The 18,665-nt window shown below is 39.5% G+C and carries 19 protein-coding genes; 6 read left to right on the plus strand and 13 right to left on the minus strand.

The window, feature by feature from the left end; all coding sequences use genetic code 11:
- The first annotated feature begins 109 nt into the window (after window positions 1-109).
- Window positions 110-1,036 (plus strand): glycosyltransferase, encoded by a 927-nt coding sequence (locus ACZSMY_RS06425; RefSeq protein ID WP_256706165.1) that lies wholly within the window; start codon window positions 110-112, stop codon window positions 1,034-1,036.
- Window positions 1,037-1,219: 183 nt separating this feature from the next.
- On the opposite strand, the gene ACZSMY_RS06430 is transcribed toward ACZSMY_RS06425, so the two are convergent.
- The 6 genes from ACZSMY_RS06430 to ACZSMY_RS06455 form a co-directional block, all read right to left on the minus strand.
- Complete coding sequence (locus ACZSMY_RS06430; protein ID WP_193064070.1) at window positions 1,220-2,212, minus strand: polysaccharide biosynthesis protein; 993 nt, start codon at window positions 2,210-2,212, stop codon at window positions 1,220-1,222.
- A 417-nt stretch (window positions 2,213-2,629) separates the two neighbouring features.
- The gene (gene cysC, locus ACZSMY_RS06435; RefSeq protein ID WP_465147575.1) at window positions 2,630-3,247 is read right to left on the minus strand and encodes an adenylyl-sulfate kinase; all 618 of its coding nucleotides are present in this window, start codon (window positions 3,245-3,247) and stop codon (window positions 2,630-2,632) included.
- Window positions 3,248-3,259: 12 nt separating this feature from the next.
- Window positions 3,260-5,038: an SLC13 family permease gene (locus tag ACZSMY_RS06440; protein ID WP_256706164.1), complete on the minus strand. Its 1,779-nt coding sequence runs from the start codon at window positions 5,036-5,038 to the stop codon at window positions 3,260-3,262.
- 55 nt (window positions 5,039-5,093) lie between these two features.
- Window positions 5,094-6,248, minus strand: coding sequence for a sulfate adenylyltransferase (gene sat, locus ACZSMY_RS06445; RefSeq protein ID WP_465147576.1), 1,155 nt, complete (start codon window positions 6,246-6,248; stop codon window positions 5,094-5,096).
- Window positions 6,249-6,513: 265 nt separating this feature from the next.
- Entirely contained in the window at window positions 6,514-6,726 is a 213-nt protein-coding gene (locus ACZSMY_RS06450; protein ID WP_193064074.1) for a hypothetical protein, read from the minus strand.
- A 13-nt stretch (window positions 6,727-6,739) separates the two neighbouring features.
- On the minus strand, window positions 6,740-7,141 hold the full coding sequence (locus ACZSMY_RS06455; protein WP_256706162.1) for a DUF2642 domain-containing protein: 402 nt from the start codon (window positions 7,139-7,141) through the stop codon (window positions 6,740-6,742).
- 739 nt (window positions 7,142-7,880) lie between these two features.
- On the opposite strand from ACZSMY_RS06455, the gene ACZSMY_RS06460 reads away from it, so the two are divergent.
- Window positions 7,881-8,033 carry a hypothetical protein gene (locus ACZSMY_RS06460; RefSeq protein ID WP_256706161.1) on the plus strand — a complete coding sequence of 51 codons (153 nt, stop codon included), beginning with the start codon at window positions 7,881-7,883 and terminating at the stop codon, window positions 8,031-8,033.
- 259 nt (window positions 8,034-8,292) lie between these two features.
- On the opposite strand, the gene ACZSMY_RS06465 is transcribed toward ACZSMY_RS06460, so the two are convergent.
- Window positions 8,293-9,291 carry an SDR family oxidoreductase gene (locus tag ACZSMY_RS06465; protein ID WP_256706160.1) on the minus strand — a complete coding sequence of 333 codons (999 nt, stop codon included), beginning with the start codon at window positions 9,289-9,291 and terminating at the stop codon, window positions 8,293-8,295.
- Window positions 9,292-9,433: 142 nt separating this feature from the next.
- Here ACZSMY_RS06465 and ACZSMY_RS06470 point away from each other — a divergent pair, with 142 nt between their 5' ends.
- Complete coding sequence (locus ACZSMY_RS06470) at window positions 9,434-9,598, plus strand: hypothetical protein (RefSeq protein WP_256706159.1); 165 nt, start codon at window positions 9,434-9,436, stop codon at window positions 9,596-9,598.
- Between the two features lie 358 nt (window positions 9,599-9,956).
- Here ACZSMY_RS06470 and ACZSMY_RS06475 read toward each other — a convergent pair whose 3' ends face one another.
- On the minus strand, window positions 9,957-10,112 hold the full coding sequence (locus ACZSMY_RS06475; RefSeq protein ID WP_256706158.1) for a hypothetical protein: 156 nt from the start codon (window positions 10,110-10,112) through the stop codon (window positions 9,957-9,959).
- 145 nt (window positions 10,113-10,257) lie between these two features.
- Window positions 10,258-11,118, minus strand: coding sequence for a DUF421 domain-containing protein (locus ACZSMY_RS06480; protein ID WP_256706157.1), 861 nt, complete (start codon window positions 11,116-11,118; stop codon window positions 10,258-10,260).
- 90 nt (window positions 11,119-11,208) lie between these two features.
- Between ACZSMY_RS06480 and ACZSMY_RS06485 the strand changes: the two genes are divergently transcribed.
- On the plus strand, window positions 11,209-11,547 hold the full coding sequence (locus ACZSMY_RS06485; RefSeq protein ID WP_256706156.1) for a DUF4363 family protein: 339 nt from the start codon (window positions 11,209-11,211) through the stop codon (window positions 11,545-11,547).
- A 79-nt stretch (window positions 11,548-11,626) separates the two neighbouring features.
- Here the strand turns inward: ACZSMY_RS06485 and ACZSMY_RS06490 are convergent, their stop codons facing one another.
- Both ACZSMY_RS06490 and ACZSMY_RS06495 read right to left on the minus strand, forming a co-directional pair.
- On the minus strand, window positions 11,627-13,687 hold the full coding sequence (locus ACZSMY_RS06490; RefSeq protein WP_256706153.1) for a catalase: 2,061 nt from the start codon (window positions 13,685-13,687) through the stop codon (window positions 11,627-11,629).
- 109 nt (window positions 13,688-13,796) lie between these two features.
- On the minus strand, window positions 13,797-14,423 hold the full coding sequence (locus ACZSMY_RS06495; RefSeq protein WP_193064077.1) for a spore coat protein: 627 nt from the start codon (window positions 14,421-14,423) through the stop codon (window positions 13,797-13,799).
- A 254-nt stretch (window positions 14,424-14,677) separates the two neighbouring features.
- Between ACZSMY_RS06495 and ACZSMY_RS06500 the strand changes: the two genes are divergently transcribed.
- Window positions 14,678-14,893 (plus strand): hypothetical protein, encoded by a 216-nt coding sequence (locus tag ACZSMY_RS06500; protein ID WP_193064078.1) that lies wholly within the window; start codon window positions 14,678-14,680, stop codon window positions 14,891-14,893.
- Between the two features lie 420 nt (window positions 14,894-15,313).
- Here ACZSMY_RS06500 and ACZSMY_RS06505 read toward each other — a convergent pair whose 3' ends face one another.
- On the minus strand, window positions 15,314-15,514 hold the full coding sequence (locus tag ACZSMY_RS06505) for a DUF3231 family protein (RefSeq protein ID WP_354005206.1): 201 nt from the start codon (window positions 15,512-15,514) through the stop codon (window positions 15,314-15,316).
- 573 nt (window positions 15,515-16,087) lie between these two features.
- Here ACZSMY_RS06505 and ACZSMY_RS06510 point away from each other — a divergent pair.
- The gene (locus ACZSMY_RS06510) at window positions 16,088-16,237 is read left to right on the plus strand and encodes a hypothetical protein (RefSeq protein WP_193064080.1); all 150 of its coding nucleotides are present in this window, start codon (window positions 16,088-16,090) and stop codon (window positions 16,235-16,237) included.
- A 218-nt stretch (window positions 16,238-16,455) separates the two neighbouring features.
- Here ACZSMY_RS06510 and ACZSMY_RS06515 read toward each other — a convergent pair whose 3' ends face one another.
- Window positions 16,456-18,516 carry a catalase gene (locus ACZSMY_RS06515; protein WP_341172899.1) on the minus strand — a complete coding sequence of 687 codons (2,061 nt, stop codon included), beginning with the start codon at window positions 18,514-18,516 and terminating at the stop codon, window positions 16,456-16,458.
- Window positions 18,517-18,665 lie beyond the last annotated feature (149 nt).

Genomic DNA, 18,665 nt, shown 5'->3' on the forward strand with positions numbered 1-18,665 from the left:
AACTTCATCCAGTGGGAATTTTACGGTCGGTTCTCTATGATAAAACGCTAAATCAAGACGTCTTCTAAATCTAGAAGGCGTTTTTACTTCAGGAAGGGGTGATGAACCAATGCTAAATCTATTATTGATTGCGGCCGATACTTCTCGCTTTACGAATAATAATTATGCTGATTTGGAGCAGGAATTAGCAAAAGTGACAAATTTAATGGTGTATCGAAAATCTGGTCCGATAAAAAAAATATTGCGTAAAGTATCTGACAAACCGGATTTTATTTTAATTATAAATGATGTAGGGAAAACATTTGCCCCTGTTGTTACAGGCTTAGCCGATATCGACACGCCTGTAGGTCTGATGGTAAATGATGCGCATCGTTTTGTGGAACAAAGAAGAAGGTTTATAGCGCGTAATCAAATCAAGACATTCTTTGTCATATGCCGGCATAATTTTTACCAGCATTACCCTCACCAAAAACAGCATCAGGTATTTTTTCTCCCCCAATTCGTGAATACCTCCATCTTTAAAGACTATGGCAATGTGAAAACAATCGATTTGATGATGCTGGGTGAAATAGCCTTCCCGCAGATCTACCCGTTGAGAGATAAGATATTACAGCATTATCAAGACAGTTCTCATTTTCATCATCGTCCTCATCCCGGATGGCGAGATTTTACAAGCGAACAGGCGGAGCAATCATTAATTGGCGAAAATTATGCCAGAACCATCAATCAGGCGAAATTGTTTTTTGCCTGCGGCTCCGTACGTCAGGTTGTGACTTTTAAATATTTTGAGGTACCAGCGTGCCGCACCTTGTTAATGGCACCGGCCTTACCAGAGCTTGAGGAGATTGGCTTGATACCAGGAAAGCATTTTGTGGATATAAACGAGGAAAATTTTCCGGAAAAAGCAGCATACTATCTGCAACATCCGAAAGAACGGGAACAAATAACCGAAGCTGGCTGGCGCTTTGTTCAAAATCATCATTCAACTGCTCATCGGGCAAAACAATTATCCCGGCAGATAAGGAGCATATTATAAGGACTTACGTTAGCTTTTATTTTAAAAACCCATCAAAAAAATAGTGAGTCTTCCTTTACAGGAGAGCTCACTATTTTTCATTTTTTTCTGGGGGCTGTCCCAGGTCCATCCCTAAAATTAGTGTTTTTGAATATGTTCCATTCCTTTTGTACCTCTTTACAGATTGTTGTATTAAAAAAAAGCTTACACTGTAATAACATTTGCCTTGATAAGAATTTGTTCAATTTCACTGAATGACATTAATTCATCATCCGATTGGTATCGGGTGAAGCCAGCCTTTGGTAAGCCGTCATACCTTTTCTTCACCTCTTCGGAAGCATTGTCTGGCAAAATAACATAGTAATTTTCATCATATTTATAAGCATTCCGGGATTCCGAATTTGACACTAATACCTCATGAATTTTCTCACCTGGCCGAATGCCGATTTCCTTCATGTGAATTGCTTTCTCAGCAAAGTGTTTTTCCAGAACACCAATTAAATCGACAATCTCACATGCTTTCATTTTCATAACAAATATTTCCCCGCCAACGGCTTTTTCGGAAGCATATATCAGTAAATCAATGGCTTGCGAAACCGTCAGGAAAAAACGCGTCATTTCTCTGGATGTAAGCGGCACGGAATGATACTTGACAATCTGTTCTTTAAAAAACGGAATCGCACTGCCATTTGTCCCAATAACATTGCCTCCGCGGATACAGACAAAGCGCGTATGATTGCTTAATTGGTCAGCCTGAATGATTAATTTTTCCCCGATTGCTTTTGTCAGTCCATAAAAGTTAACTGGTTCCACTGCTTTATCTGTGGAAACGTCAATGACTTTCTTCACCTTTTGGTTTAAACTTGCTTTGATGATATTCTCCGTTCCGTTTACATTGGTTTTTAACGCTTCTAAAGGCTGTTCTTCACATATTGGTACATGCTTTAGTGCGGAAAGATGGAATAGATAGTCCACATTTTTTGCTGCTTCGTTTACCGCTTCAAAATCTCTTACATCTCCAATCACAAATTTTAAGCAAGGATTATCCAGGAATTCTCTTTTCATTTTCACCTGAGCAAATTCATTACGGGAAAAAATCCTTATTTCCTTCGGTTGAAAGGAAAGCAGCTTTTTGACTAGTTCATGTCCCCAGGAACCGGTTCCTCCGGTAATCAATATCGTTGTATTTTGAAACACATTTAAACACTCCTCCAGGAATAATGCCTATTATTTTTATCATCAGGATAATAGATATATTCGAACACCACTGATGATTTCGATGACAGGAATTTCCCTAAAACAGGTTTCAACGTTCGTTTATTCCCTGCTTAGTAACTGGCATCATTACATTCAAATAGGTTCTAAATCAATTTATGAAAAAACTAGTAGACTGTACATGATAGACGTTTAAATAAAGATAAAAGAGGCAGCTGCTGCGGGTCCAAATTTGCTGTCTATATAATTAGAGCCTTTCATTAGATGATGACCATTTGCATATGACGAACCATCCTATTAAAATGCTGGAAGATTAGCGAGGTTAAGCAGCTAGATTAACAAGACTATTAGATTGTTTAGAAGACCGCTGATTTCCGGTGATATATCCAGCGTGATTTTTTATTTACATGAATCACTGATGAGGTATCCTTTCATTCTCAAATAGGAAATGATTGTCTGCACCGATTCCTCTACACTCTCTACATCCGTATTCACTGTAATTTCCGGCTTCCCCGGAGCTTCATAAGGTGCATCGATTCCAGTAAACCCTTTAAGCTTACCAGCGCGTACTTTTTTATAAAGTCCTTTGGGATCACGTGATTTACATGTTTCGATACTTGCATCTACAAATACCTCAATAAATTCCCCCTGTTCCATCAGGTTACGTACCTCATCACGATCTGCGCGATACGGTGAAATAAATGCTGTCAATACAAGCAATCCGGCATCTGCCATCAGCTTGGATACTTCCCCGATGCGGCGGATGTTTTCTTTACGATCGTCCGGACCAAAGCCAAGGTCTTTATTCAACCCATGGCGAATGTTATCTCCGTCCAAATGATAAGTCCGGACGCCTAAGTGATGCAATTCTTTTTCCAGTTCAACTGAAATAGTCGATTTGCCGGAACCGGATAGCCCGGTGAACCATATGACAGCACTTTTATGGTTATTCAAATTTCTCCGATGTTCTTTTGTTACTTTCGAATGATGCCATTTTATATTTTCTGATTCAGGCATAAATAATTCCTCCTAAAACCATTGTTGATAAATAATCAAAACAGACGTCACCATAACAATTAGACTTAGCGGAAGTCCTGCTTTTACGTAATCTGTAAACGTATATCCGCCAGGGCCATATACAATCAAATTTGTTTGATAACCGATTGGTGTAACAAAACTTGCTGAGGCAGCTATCGCTATAAGAACAGCTATCCCCGTTGGATCGACATGAAGTGTATGAGCCATTTCCATTCCAATCGGAAACATGATAACAGCCGCTGTGCTATTGCTTACCATTTCTGTAAACAAATTCGTCAAGAAATAGATCATAAATAAAATAATCAGCAGCCCCAAAGGCTTCCCAACATCCAATAAGACATCTGCAATCCATTCTGCCAGCCCCGTTTTTCTCATCGCTGCACCAATACCGAATGAACTGGCAATCAACAGTAAAACATTGAAATGAACATATTTTTTAGCCTCTTGAGGGGTAATAATTCTCGCAGCCAAAAAAACCAATACGGCTACTGCCATTGCTTTAAACATACTGAGCCACCCAAGTGTCACTGTCCCAATCATCCCCAGCAGCATGATAATGGAAAACCAGCCTTTTTTCGTACTCAGTTTCAGAACTGCTGATGTATCCAACGAAGATACAACAAAAAAATCATTCGACCGCTGGTATTTTTCAACAAAATCCGTTCCAGTCAAAAATAACAAGGAATCTCCGGGCTTTAATACGATATCCCCGATTTTGCTCTTAATCCGTTCATTATTCCGATGTACTGCAATGACCCCTGCATCATACCGTGAACGAAACTGTGACTGTTTAATGGACTTGGATAAAAGGGATGACTGATCTGACACAACGGCTTCCACTAAATTGATTGTTCCATCCCTCAAATCATCAAGATCAATATTCGTCCCTGTTTCCAGCTCCAAGCCTTTTATCTTTTGCAAGTCAGCAATGGTTGAAATCAAACCGGTAAAAATCAGGCGGTCCCCTACTTGAATAACCGTTGTTGACCTGACCGGTGAAATCCGTTCCTTCCCGCGGATAATCTCAATCAGATAAAGCCCTTCTAAATCTCGCAGGCCGGCTTGCTCCACACGCTTGCCAGGATTCCCGAAAGCTTCTGTTACCTTCATTTCCGCAATATATTCCTTCGGTTCTTCCTTCAGTCTCTGGCTGAAGCCTTTGTTATCCGGCAGCAATTTATATCCGATTGAAAATAAATAAATGAGCCCGACCAATGTGACTGGAATACCAACGGCTGCTAAGGTAAATAACGAAAACCCCTCCAGCCCAAAATCTAGCAGCAGACCATGAATAACAAGATTGGTAGATGTTCCCATTAACGTTATCATCCCGCCCAGTATGGTGGCATATGACAATGGAATCAAAAACTTAGATGGAGCGATTCCGCGATCTTCACACCACTTTTTAATAATGGGGGTAAGAGTCACCACAATCGGTGTATTATTTAAAAAAGCCGAAAAGGCAGATGTCGGCACGAAAAATCGCATCATTGAACCTCTGCGACTGCGGCTGTTTTGCAGCCATTTTTCCATCATTTGATGGATTAAACCGGATTTCTGTATCACACCCGCAACAATGAATAATAACGCAATGGTCAGCATTCCTTCATTGGAAAAGCCGCTCAATGCTTCCTCAGCTGTCAATATGCCGGATAGCATCAATATAACCAGCACGGAAAAAATAACCATGTCTGGCCGGGCAACTTCGAAAACCATTGCAGCAAACATGGTCAGAAGTATAATCAGAACAAACATCATTTCCAATGTCATTGGGTATCAGACCCTCTTTTCATACATGTTCAAAAAGCGTATTTTTGAACATGATTTATTGTTTTCGCTCCATTCCTTTAATTAGTACATTGGCAACCTCCGGACGTGAAAACTCTTTTGGTGGACGTTTGCCATGACGGAGCATTTCGCGCACCTTTGTACCGCTTAAATGGACATGATTTTCCTTGCCGTGCGGGCATGTTTTTCCAGATGCCATATTTTCACAGACCTTACAGTAAAACGCATGCTCAAATGGAAAAATCTGAATACCGAGTTCTTCTTCATATTGTGCCATCAGCAGTTGCGCATCGTACGTTCCGTAATAATCACCAACACCAGCATGGTCACGCCCTACAATGAAGTGCGTGCAGCCGTAATTTTTGCGGACAATGGCATGCAAAATCGCTTCTTTCGGCCCTGCATAACGCATAGCGGCTGGATAGATAACGAGGCGTACACGGTCTTTCACATAGTAATTTTTCAAAATCACTTCGTAGCTTTCCATCCGGACATCAGCCGGAATATCATCCGACTTGGTTTCGCCGACAAGCGGGTTCAACAACAGCCCATCTACTGCTTCAAGGGCAGTCTTTTGAATATATTCATGGGCGCGGTGCACCGGATTACGTGTCTGGAATCCAACAATTGTTTTCCAGCCTAAATCTGCAAACATTTGCCGTGTTTCGGATGGATCCATATAATACGCTGCAAATTGGCTGTGATCCGGACGCTGAAGCAATGTAATCGGTCCGCCAAGATAAACTGCTTCTTTTTCATACACTTTCTTCACCCCTGGATGTGCTGCATCCGTTGTACCATAGATATGGAGCGCTTCCTTATTTTTATCGTAAGCATACTTCTCCTCCAAGGTGATGGTTCCATAAATGATGCCATCCTTTCCTTTAAGAGCAATTTGTTCACCAATATTAAAAAGGCTAGCCTCCTCTTCGGTTGTCGGCAATGTAATCGGAATACTCCAAATTGTGCCGTCTGCAAGACGCGTATGCGCAACAACATTTTCATAATCAGCCTGCCCCATAAATCCGGTCAGCGGACTAAATCCTCCTGTTCCAATCAACTCTATATCAGATAGCACCCAGGAATTCACCGTCATGGATGGAAGACTTTCCGCATTTCTGATTGCTTCCTCCCTTTTCTTTCCTGTTAACTCCCGGCAGACTAACCTTCCGCCATGTGGCTGGTTGACCATAAAAAAACCTCCGAATTTCAGTTTTATTAAAATAATATATTGAACAACAGTATAGGTTGAATTGACGCATGACATCATATCAAATAACAATTGATGCCAAATAAATTTTTCAGATATCATGGAGTAATGAAGCGGAATAGAATACCCCGGCTGTCAAGCAAGCCAGGGTATTTTTTATCCCTCTATACTCCTAAAATAGGAAGCTCATCAAACAAAAACTTTATTCAGTGGAAATTCCACCAATAATTCTTCGTGAAATAATCTTTTACGCCGCTACAAGAAAACGGACGAAGTTGATTGCATCTACTGAAATATATATTTTGACATTATCTCCATAACCGCTTGTCACATCGATAACCAGGGCTAAATCTGCAGTAACTGTGGAAAGAATACCTTCGATCAAATTATTATCCGTAGCTACTTCGACTCTTGACCCAATTCGATTAGCCAATTCAGCAGCAAACGTCGCTTGAAACATTTAAACTCCTCCTTTACGAATTACTGACAAATTCAATTTTTTCAATTCGAACCAGCGCTTGTGCACCAGAAGCTTCAATAATTACAACATAATCATCTTGGACAGAAAGCAATGTTCCAGATATTGTGTCAAAAGGAGTAGTAACCTGCACTTGTTCGTTTACTAATCCCATCAGGACTTCTCTAATATTCGTTGGAGTGCTGGGCGGGGTCGGTTTTCCTCCTCCCCAGTTACCAAAACCCAAATTTAAATTATTATTAGAATCCAGACTAAATCCTGGTAAATTCAGAGAGAAATTATTACTTAGTGTGCTATCATTATTGCTATCATTGGCACTATTGGCCGTAATTAAATTTTGTGATAACTGGTTTAACAAATTTACCAACCTTCTTTGCCGTTCTGTTAAATTAGCCAAGCTTGTTCATTCCTTTCCATAATGTTTTTGGGGTCGCCTTTTTAGTACTAGGAAAACCCACAACATAAATTGAGAAATCAACTGCTCCTTGCTTACAGCTGATATCCCTCCTCATTTATTCCTTTTAGAGTCAAGACCCAGACGGGCTGTCCTCCCCATTTGGGTACTGCTTTGCAAGGAATTTGCTATTTGCGCTTCTACGCATGAAATTCCGACGTATTCCCAAGATTGAATGATCCCCATTCGGCTGTAACTTTACTTGCCATGGTTAGACTGTATCCCCTCTTATGCAGCAGTTATACCATAGTGTTTGTCCCAGTATTTAGAGTCATTATTGCTATATATCGGAGCAACATTCTTTAATCCTCTTCCCTTACTTAATTGGAAGTGGAATGGACTTTTCAGAACAACGTCTGTTTCATGTTATAAATAACACTCCTTTCATGTAGATATAAAATAATTTATGTTCTTTTTCATTGGTTAGATTGTACACATTCATTAAAATATCGTTTTCTGAACACAAAGGGCTGGACGAAAATCATAAAATGAAATTTCATTCAGTTGGAGTTAGCGCCTGTTACCCCCCGCCTAAATAAATTTATTTTCTCTCTTTATTTGGAGGCGGGAGTTTTACGGGCGGTTCTCCATGATATTTTTATAAGTCTTTTTATAAGCATAAGATTAGAGAAAAAGGAAATCATTAAGATGGGAGATCTATCATTGAAATGAGGTGACAGTAATGAAATTCAAAAAGCTGACTTTATGTATAATTACTTGCATCCTTTCTGTGGGAATGGTGTCTGGATGTGGTACTTCACAAGATGAACAGCAACAAGATAAACCATTTGAACATCCTCAGCGGGACGATTGGGGCGGTAAAGGAAATCAATAATGAATATTCATGAAGCCTCATTTAATGTTTGATGGCTTCATGAATTAGAATGTAAGCTTATTTGAGCTCTTATCTAAACAGATTTCATGTCCCCATTAATTTGAAGTGATTGTTCATAGACTTTGGAGATTACATGACCTTTACCATTTTAAAGTACTCGGGATTTGATTATGTTTTTCCATTTTTCAAGAAAAAATTATCCGAAACCGCAATATCTATTAAATTTATTTTTAATATCTTCCTTCTATATACACCACGCTTAGGAATTGGTGGATTCTCCTCCGTCTACATGCAGCACTTGACCAGTGACATGCCTGGAATCATCTGATGCCAGGTAAACAAAGGTCGGCGCTACTTCAAAAGGCTGAGCCATCCTGCCAAATAAATTCCCTCCAGTCAAGGCATTTTCATCTGCAGAAAAGCTTGCCGGAATAAGCGGTGTCCAAATTCGTCCCGGGGCAATCGCATTTACGCGAATCTGTCGTTTAGCAATGTTTTTGGCTAAAGAACGTGTCCATCCGACAATAGCTCCTTTGGTAGCTGCATAATCCATTAATAAAGGCTCTCCTGCATAAGTAACCACTGAGGACGTTCCAATAATGGAGCTTCCCGCTTTTAAATGAGGCAGTGCTGCTCTCGTAGTGTAAAAATGCGAATAAATATTCAATTTGAAGGTTTGATCAAATTGTTCATCGGTAATTTCAGTCACGTCATTTTGCTGAAATTGAATTCCGACATGATTACATAAAACATCCAATTTATTAAAGTGATTGATTGTTTCCATAACTATATGTTCGCATTGCTTTTTTTCACGTAAATCTCCTGGTAATAATAAGCATTTCTGGTAAAGCTCCTCGATTCTTCTTTTGGTCCGATTAGCATCCTCGTGCTCATTTAAATAGGCAATGGCAACGTCAGCGCCTTCTTTTGCAAAAGCAATTGCTGCCGCTGCGCCCATTCCGCTGTCTCCTCCTGTTATCAGCGCAACCTTCCCCTTTAATTTTCCACTTCCTTTATAGTTTGGATTCTCAATAATTGGTTTGGGCACCATTAATTTTTCAACGCCCGGCTGAATCAGCTGACGTTGCTCCGGTTGTGTAAGAGGCACCTCTTCGTATTGCGTAATTTTACCGTATATCGGGTAATACGGATAAGGATCTTCTATTTTATTTTCTTCAAACCATTGCTGGTATGCCCGAATTTGTTTCAGCGCTTCCTCCGATAAGGATAGATCCCGGTCATTATTTTTGTTTTTCATAACGATCTCCCCCTCCTTTTCATAGGCTATGATTAGGCGGCTGCATATGTGAAGCAATATGGCATTTAGGCCCTTTCGTTTCGCATGCATGTGCAAAACACACCCGTACACAGCATAACTTTTTACAGAAGGAGGCAGTAAGTTGGAATTTGAATTTTACCCTAAGGTCAAACGCTTATTAGAAAATAAAGCAGAAAAGCTGGAAATGCATTATTTGAACTATAGCTGGAAAACACCGTCGATTAAAATCAGACCGCCATATTATAGCGACCCTGTATATGAACCTTTTTATCCGCATATTCATTGAAGTAAATATTATAGAAATGATATTGAGAGAAAAAGTCTTAACTGAAAGATTACAGATATTTGCGATAGACGAATGAAATGAATCGGCTTTAAAGAAAACTTGGCATTCGTTAAAGGGAGTCTTGAAAGCGTATTTTGCTTTCTTAGAATCCCTTATACTCTGGAGTACAAGCCTTTTGTGAATGCCTTAGTTGGGATTGGAGGTGGGGCAAGTACTGCGATTACTCGCCCCATCCAAAGCACTGCACTTATACTTTATTCCTTGAATTCTTTATACTTCTTAATGTGTAATAAAAAAACATGGCATTTACTCCTAAATATTTGTGAGTAAATGCCATGTCTTTTTCGTCATATCTTGACTATAGGTCTTTCTTAATTTGTTCTATTTCTTGTGCTGTTAGTTCTGTCGCTTCCTTTATTTGTTCTTCATCTATTTTTAACAGAAGTAACTTTTTAGCTACTTTTATTTTTTCTTCTTTCATACCTTCATTTCTTATTTTTTCGGCAATAGACATTAGCCGTTCCCCCCCTTCTATTGTTAACCGCTCCTTTACAGTCTCCACTGACAAGTTATCACGAACATGTAAGAGATAAATCATTATTATACGACTTAGAAGAGTATAACAAGTAATTCATAATTTAATCAAAATTCTTTTTCCTTCACTTCAAATAAGGCAAGATCGTATCCAGCACTTTTTGAACCTCAGCTGCTTGCTCAGTATATAATTTCTTAGCTTCCGAATCATCTGTCTGTAGTGAAAATCCCTCTAAATCAGCCTGTATTTTTTTTAGCGAAGCTGCTAACAGTGGTCTTTCTTCTACCTCCGTTTTTGTATATTGGTCCTCATATAAATCAACATACAAGCTGCCGCGAGAATCAATTTGAGCTAAAAAAACATCTCTTACCTCTTCAGCTCCTTGCTTTTGGATTTCTCCTATTAACCATTCCTTCGAGTAACCGAGATTCTCCAAACTCTTTTTCATTATTTTACCATCCATAATTAAAATGGCAGGCCCATGCTCCTGTTCTAATGGAACCCCTAATGTTTGTGCAGTAACTGGCTGTTGATTGCTCTTCAACATAACACTCAGCTCACCATTTGTTTCTAAAACAGCCATTTCTACATCAGAAACTTTAAACGTTCCTTTTTCCCTTAATAGCATTAATAGCTCATTAATTGTTACTAGACTCTTCTTCATATTCTTATCTAATACCTCGCCATTTCGAATTAATATCGTTGCTTTGCCATCTGTTATCTTTGAAAAAATAATTGATTTCATCCCAAGGTACGCTAGAATAATCGGGAAAAACCCCCAAATAGTCAGTGACACTAATCCATTAATAATTTTTACATTCTGGTCCACTGACAACGTAGCAGCTATGGAACCGATAGTAATTCCCACACAATAATCAAAAAAAGTGAGCTGTGAAATTTGCTTTTTTCCCATCATCCGCGCCATTAAAAATAATAAAAAGAAAGCAGCTATGGAACGGATTAGTACCAATACAATTTCAGGCATCTCCTATCCCTCACTTTACTAAAATACGTAATATATTAGTATTATCGGACAAACTATAGATAACAATTCATTAAATAAGGAGAATGAGAAATGAAGAAGCAAATAATCATTTTTACGCTTTTATTCATCGTCCTTTCCGGATGCGAAAATCAAGTCGGAGGGAATTATTTCTTTGACCACATTGATCAGCTGGAACAATCTTTAGACGAACCAAAATGGGATGAAATTACGACTCTAGCGGAAGAATTAAAAACTATTTTCAAAAATCACAAATGGAAAATCCAATTAATAGGTGACGAGGATGAGTATGAGGGATTGCATGAAAGTATTAACAATCTTATTGCGGCAGCTAAGGAAAATGATTCAACAAGCACTAGACTTGAACTTGCTACTGTCAAATCGTTTTTGGAGGATATTTATTCCTTATAGTTCAAAGTGGCAACACAGCTACACGCCACTTATTAAAGAAAAAAGGCCTCTCTCACATGCAGAGAACCCTTTTTATTCCTTATGATATACTTCTGTCCCAGAAGCGATGCGCTGCAATTGCATCAATAAATTGCTTGGAAAAATCATCTGGCTGCTGCTTATTGATAACAACACCCGCTTTGCTTGGTAATTGTTTGTCTTTAAACCACTGTTCCCCTTCGTTCGAGACAGCAATCGGTTTGAAATGATCAAATGCTTCCTGCATAAACATTTTAGCCTTTTTTTCAAACATTTTATCTGCTTTCATACCTCCGGCAATATACACGGCATCAAAAACAACCGATGAATCGGTAAGAAACGTATGCTTCGCTTTAAGTGTACTGTTGTCATCGGCCGTGATAGAACCCAGTCTGTCACTTAATATCGCAACTTGAACCTTGGCTGCTTGCAGATTCTCAATAACTTTTTTTACCTCCGCCCCATTAAATCCATCTGAAATAATAACAGCTGTTTTACGCGTTTCTGCCAACTTTGGTGTGTTCTCCTGACTTAATGCAGGCGACGTTTTAGTTACCTTGCTTTGAATATTGGCAGGCGGTACGCTCACATCAAGTTTGTGCGCAATCGCAGCAGCCAGCCCGTGGTCCACTTTCCCAAACATATCAACAATCTTTTGTTGCACCGGCTTATACTGTACTTTTCCAACTTCAAAACTAAATCCATCAATAATATGCTGCTTTTCCGCGTTACTCATGCTATTCCAAAATAATTTGGCTTGACTGAAGTGGTCTTCAAAGCTTTTACTCCGGGATTGAATTTTTCTTCCCTCAACCTTTTCCTGATAGTGGGCAAACCCGCCATTCTTTTCATCTACTGTATGCGGTGAATTACCTGCTAAAGCATTATTTCGATAAGAGACCTGCCCTTTATTAATTGTTTGTCTGTGAAATCCATCCCGTTGATTATTATGAAACGGACAAACAGGGCGATTAATTGGTATCTCATGAAAGTTTGGACCGCCAAGACGAAGCAGCTGGGTGTCCGTGTAGGAAAATAAACGTGTTTGCAGCAACGGATCATTCGTAAAGTCGATTCCAGGTACAACATTCCCCACATGAAAAGCAACTTGTTCATTCTCCGCAAAAACATTATCTACATTTCGATTTAAGGTCATTTTTCCAATAATACGTACAGGAATATCCTCTTCCGGCCAAAGTTTCGTGGAATCAAGAATATCAAAATCAAAGTTAAATTCATCTTTTTCTTCTAAAATTTGGACACCTAACTCGTACTCTGCATAATTCCCCATATTAATGGATTCCCACAGATCACGGCGGTTAAAATCAGGATCTTTACCGCCTAGTTTTTCCGCTTCATCCCATACAAGGGAATGGGTCCCTAATACCGGTTTCCAATGAAACTTAACAAAATGAGCTTTGCCCTCATCGTTCACAAATCGAAACGCATGGACACCAAAGCCTTCCATCATTCGAAAGCTGCGGGGAATTGCCCGATCACTCATCAGCCACATAACCATATGCGCACTCTCCTGATTTTGTGAAACCCAATCCCAGAATGTATCATGTGCACCGCTTGCTTGCGGCATTTCATTATGCGGCTCAGGTTTGATGGCATGGACAACATCCGGAAATTTCATACCGTCTTGAATAAAAAAGACAGGGAAATTATTGGCCACTAAATCAAAGTTTCCTTCTTCTGTATAGAATTTCGTTGCAAATCCTCTAACATCTCTGGGGGTATCCTTAGAACCCCGTGAACCGACAACCGTAGAAAAACGGGTGAAGACTGGTGTTTTCACATTCGTATTTTGCAGGAATTTTGCTTTCGTATAAGGTTTCATCGATTCATATAACTCGAATTCTCCATGAGCAGAGAAGCCGCGCGCATGCACAACACGTTCCGGGATTCGCTCATGATCGAAGTGGGTCATTTTTTCACGGAAATGGAAATCTTCCATTAAAGTTGGGCCTCTTTCTCCGGCTGTTAAAGATTCCTCATCCTCCGATACTTTCACACCTTGATTCGTAGTAAGCTTTTTATCCTCGCTATCCGCACTTCGAAAATATTCTAATTGTTCATTTTTACTATTTGCATTTATTTTTTTATCTTCATTTATCATATGGTCGAGCTCCCTTTCTAAATGTCGTGTCATATTATTGTTTGAGCTGACAATTGATTAAAATCGCAGCTAAACAATATGCCCCTCAAAAAAAGGAGGGGCCAGTTCTTTAATGTAAAGGGGGTTTTTGCGATGGTACAGCAGCAGGTGCATACCCTTCCTGCATCTGCATCATGTCTTGTGGTGTCAGCTGCGGCACCTGATAATATCCATGCTTGTTTTGATATAGAGAAATTTCATAAGCCATTTCAATACAATTGGGTACTGAATCTGCAAGCACTCTGCGAACTACGGGATTCGTAACCTCCAGGGCTGCTCCTGCTTTGGCTGGCACAGTTGATTTAACGGCATTTAACATGCTGTTAGCAATCGTTTCATCATTGATTTCAGTGGATGCTTGCATTGGCTTTTTCGGCTGCGAAGCTTTTAACCCATAAGTGAAATGATTATCCTGCTTCATTTCATAAGTTTGTGTAGGTTGTGCAGGCTTTTGTCCTGTTTTAAAGGATTCTAGCGTAATATTATACTCTTCTTGCATGAACGCTTTTTGACGTTCTAAAATATCTCGAAGCTCCGGATCCCTGACATGCTCGTTCAGCATTGTAAAGGTGTTCATTGTATTAATTGCTCCTGATAATACCTCGTGAACATCAAACATTTCATGGCCTCCATGGTTCATTTGCGGCGGGACAGCATTTGTATTCATTTGCTCGTTTTGCATTTGGTTGTTTTCCATAAAAATCCTCCTAGTTCGTTTTCCTTCAATAATATGGTGCTAAAATAATGGTCAAATATACGCTTTTTTTAAATCATCAAAGAAATTGTAAAGGAAATGCCTGCTGGAACAAAAGAAAAGCAAATAATTACAGAATAAAACTGAACATCATTCGAATGTGACAACAGCTGAAAAAATTGGATTTAAGATGGCTTATAATTTTTTTAATATGTACAAGATATACAAGTAATAATTATTACAAAGGGGAGATTCTAATGGCTCAGCAACCAATCGATGTAAACCAATTAACTCAAGCAAAAGCAATTGTTACATTAACGCAGGAATTGTTAACACAGGCTATCGAAAAAAGCACCTCAGATCAAGCACTGGCTCAAGAAGCGATTAAGCAAGCTTCTACTGAAATTGCTTCAGCTCAAACAACGGTAAGTCAAGTTCAAAGTGCCATCATGACCCAGCAATCAGAATCTTAATAGTAAAAATAATGACCCGCGCTTCAGATGATTGGTGCACGGGTCATTTTCTTCCAATAAAACGAAACTTCACTCAGTGGGAGCTTTCGACGCACAGCTCTTTACGATGGGACGAGTAATCGCAGCCCCAGTCCCAGGATGTCGCGAATTTAGTCTGCCGTTCTTCTCCCACTGAGTTAGCCTAAGTGATTCAGAGAGTTAGCGTCCGTTATCTCCCGCCTAAATAAATTTATTTTCACGCTTTATTTTGAGGCGGGAGTTTTACGGACGGTTCTCCGTGATAAATTACGGATGATACGATTTCTTTTTTTATTGCTGAACCTTTTGTTCCGAAACAAAGTCTAAAGAGCAGGAAAGAAAAAGAATTTGATTTAGCTGTTCAAACATCCATTCTCGGCGGCTCCTCCATCCAGCCATTATTCAAAGACTCGCATTCAAATCATTACGCATACTGAAATTAGCACCAAAGCTTTGAGTGCCAAGAGATACGTTACAAAAAAAGAAGGTTGTTATCATCATAAGTTTATCTGAAAAAGGTGCGGATGTTGAACTTGTCACAGTGCCCCCCGGAGGTACCTGGCGCTTGAATATCATCCCGAAGAAGAATTTCCCCCGTCTCATTTAAAATTTCTTTGGAAAGTTCCTTGGTGCATCCAGGTACACATCTTCATGCGTAAATCCTTTGGGGGGCTGCGCTTTCCGCTTGAATCATCATTTCCATTTCTTCGACTTTGGGATGAAGTGCTTCTCATAACCCTGACGTGAGTTTTCGGGATTTTTCATTCTCTGCTGTTTCTATAAAATATTCCAAATATCGAAGAATCAATATTTTTTATTGGTATGTCATCCATAGAGCACCGAGTTCTGAGGAAGCCATTTTGGTTTATTGGGCATTAGCGCGTTGCCCCCTATATTTATTGTTCGATTTAAAAAGTAGTATTTGGTTTTTTATGAATGTATACATATTACGGCACATGAGCACCGTAATAAAAATTCCATCTATAGTTAATAAGGAAACAGTTTTTATAACTGCCTCCTTCATTCATCAATCATTTCATATTGTCAGGCTTCTATTAATTAAAAATTATCCATGTTGGTTCCCTTTTTAGATACAATGGAGATATATCGATGTAAACAAAGCGGTGGATTTCATGTTCAAATAAATAAAATTCAAAGAAGAAATGAGGGAGACGGATGAAGGAATATATAGGTACATGTGTAACATGCAATAAAGAAATTTACTGTAAAGACGGCTTTTTAGATGGTGTGAACGAACGGGGCCGCTTGTATTGTTTTACCTGCTCAGAAGAACGGCAGCAGGAAACGGAGCATAATAAAAATTAAATAAATCAACGCTTTTAGTAATGGCATTTTCTAATCCATTACCTCGACGCGTATCGTATAATTACAAATAAATCGTCCCAAATAGTCAATTTATCAAATGGCAAAACTGCTTTGGTCTATGCTTTTCATATTCGTTGGAAATGCTGACTTTTGGATTCAGTCCAGGAAATATTTTAAGAATAAAAAAGAGCATCTTTTTACAATGCTCTTTTTCCATACTATGTTCGATTCCAAAAACGATGCTCTGCAATAGCAGAAACAAATTCTTCTCCAAAGTCTGTATTATTCGCAGCAAAAACAACACCAGCTAAATTATTATTTTTGGATGCTTGAATATATGGCTGCCCTGTAGAAGCAACACCAATTGGTTTATAGTGTTGATAAGCTGTATGCACATATTCTGTAACTTGGGAATCGAATTTTGCCTGATGCTTGGAGCGGCCGCCAACAATATAAAGAGAGTCTACCAGATAGGGACTTGTCGTAATAAAAGTGTCATCAACTTTAAGTTCTCTTCCTCCAGCACCAGCAACAGTACCGAGTCTGTCACTGATGATGACAACAAAAACGCCATTTTGTTCTAAAACGTTAAGCGTCTCAGTGACCTCATTTCCAAAACCATCACCAATCAATACACCTGCTTTCTGCGTGTATGCATAACGAGGGGTATTGGACTGGCTAAGAGAAGGGTAGCTTGTAGAAACAGACACATTGGATCCGCTTGGACGATTCACTCCAATGTTATCAGCAACAATGGACGCCATTTCCTTATCAACATGGACAAGCTGTTTATCAACCACCTGCTGCCGGACAGATTCGCTTTTTACTTTTCCAACCTGATAACTTAATCCTTCGATTGTATGCTGCTTTTCAATCGGGGTTAAACTATTCCAAAAAATTCTCGGCTGTGAATAATAATCTTTAAACGATTCGCTCCTGGCTCTAATTTTATAGCCATCTACTTTCCCAGGGTAATCTTTGTAGCCGCCCTCTTCTGGAGGCACTGTATATGGCGTATTATCAGCCAGTGAATTTTCATGATAATTTACCTTGTCAACATCGATACGTTGTCTCATAAAGCCCCGCCGCTGATTATTATGAAATGGACAGACAGAACGGTTAATTGGTAATTCCGCATAATTGGAACTGCCCAGCCGATGATTTTGGGTTTCTCGATATGCCATCAATCTGCCTTGTAAAACAGGATCATTAGAAAAGTCAATTCCCGGAACAACATTGCCGGGGTTAAATGCAACCTGTTCTGATTCTGTAAAGTAGTTATCAATATTTCGATTTAATGTCAATTTACCAATCATTTGAACAGGAACCAGCTCTTCCGGCCAAAACTTTGCAGGGTCAAGCACATCGAAATCGAATTTAAACTCATCTTCCATCGAAATTAATTGAACACCCAGTTCATATTCAGGATAAGCCCCCTTATCAATGGCCTCTCGCAGGTCCTTTCTATGGAAGTCGGGGTCAAGCCCGCCGATTTTCAGTGCTTCATCCTGCAGCAGGGAGTGCACTCCAAGAACAGGTTTCCAAACATACCTCACAAAGGTTGCGACATCCTGGTCATTAACAAATAAATACGTATTAATCGACCATGATTCCATCATTCGATAGCTTCTTAAAATCCCGCGGTCAGACATTATCCAAAGCACCATATGAAGGGCTTCATCGTTATTAGCCACGTAATCCCAGAAGCGATCATGGGCTCCGCTTGCCGTTGGGATATCATCAGATTGCTTAGATTGGTACGCATGCATCGCATCCGGAAACTTCATCGCATCTTGATTAATTAATACAGGCATGGCAATCGTTGTCAGGTCAACATTTCCTTCTTCCGTATACAGCTTAACGCCTTTGCAGCGCAAGTCTCTCGCGGTGTCATACGATCCTTTAGCCCCTTGCACCGTAGAAAAACGAACAGTTATTGGCGTCTTTTTCCCGGCTTCCTGCAAAAAAACTGCCTTTGTCACATGCTTCATGGACTGATAACATTCAAACTCACCATAAGCACTGTAGCCTCTTGCATGAACTACTCTTTCCGGTATTTCTTCATGGACAAAATGCGACATTTTTTCAAAAAACTCATAATCCTGACGTAAGGAAGGCCCGCGTATACCAGCCTTTAATTGGTCCTGGTCCTGTGATCTCTTTTTCCCTTCCTGTGTTGTCATCGGCTTCCCTGAATCCTTTACGCGAAACTGATCTAGTTGGTCCTGCTTAACATCTCTATTATCAGAATGTTGATTTCTTGACGATTTCTCATCCACACAATCACCCTTTCAAACCTTTCAGTATACATACCATTTCTATATTTACGTAATTTTTCTTAAATTAGAACGCTATTTTTACTACAATATGAGAAATCCCTTGTACTTCCTAAAAACATCATTCCTTTGGATTACTGCATCGAAAGTTA

This window comes from Oceanobacillus sp. B139/18, from assembly GCF_055524595.1.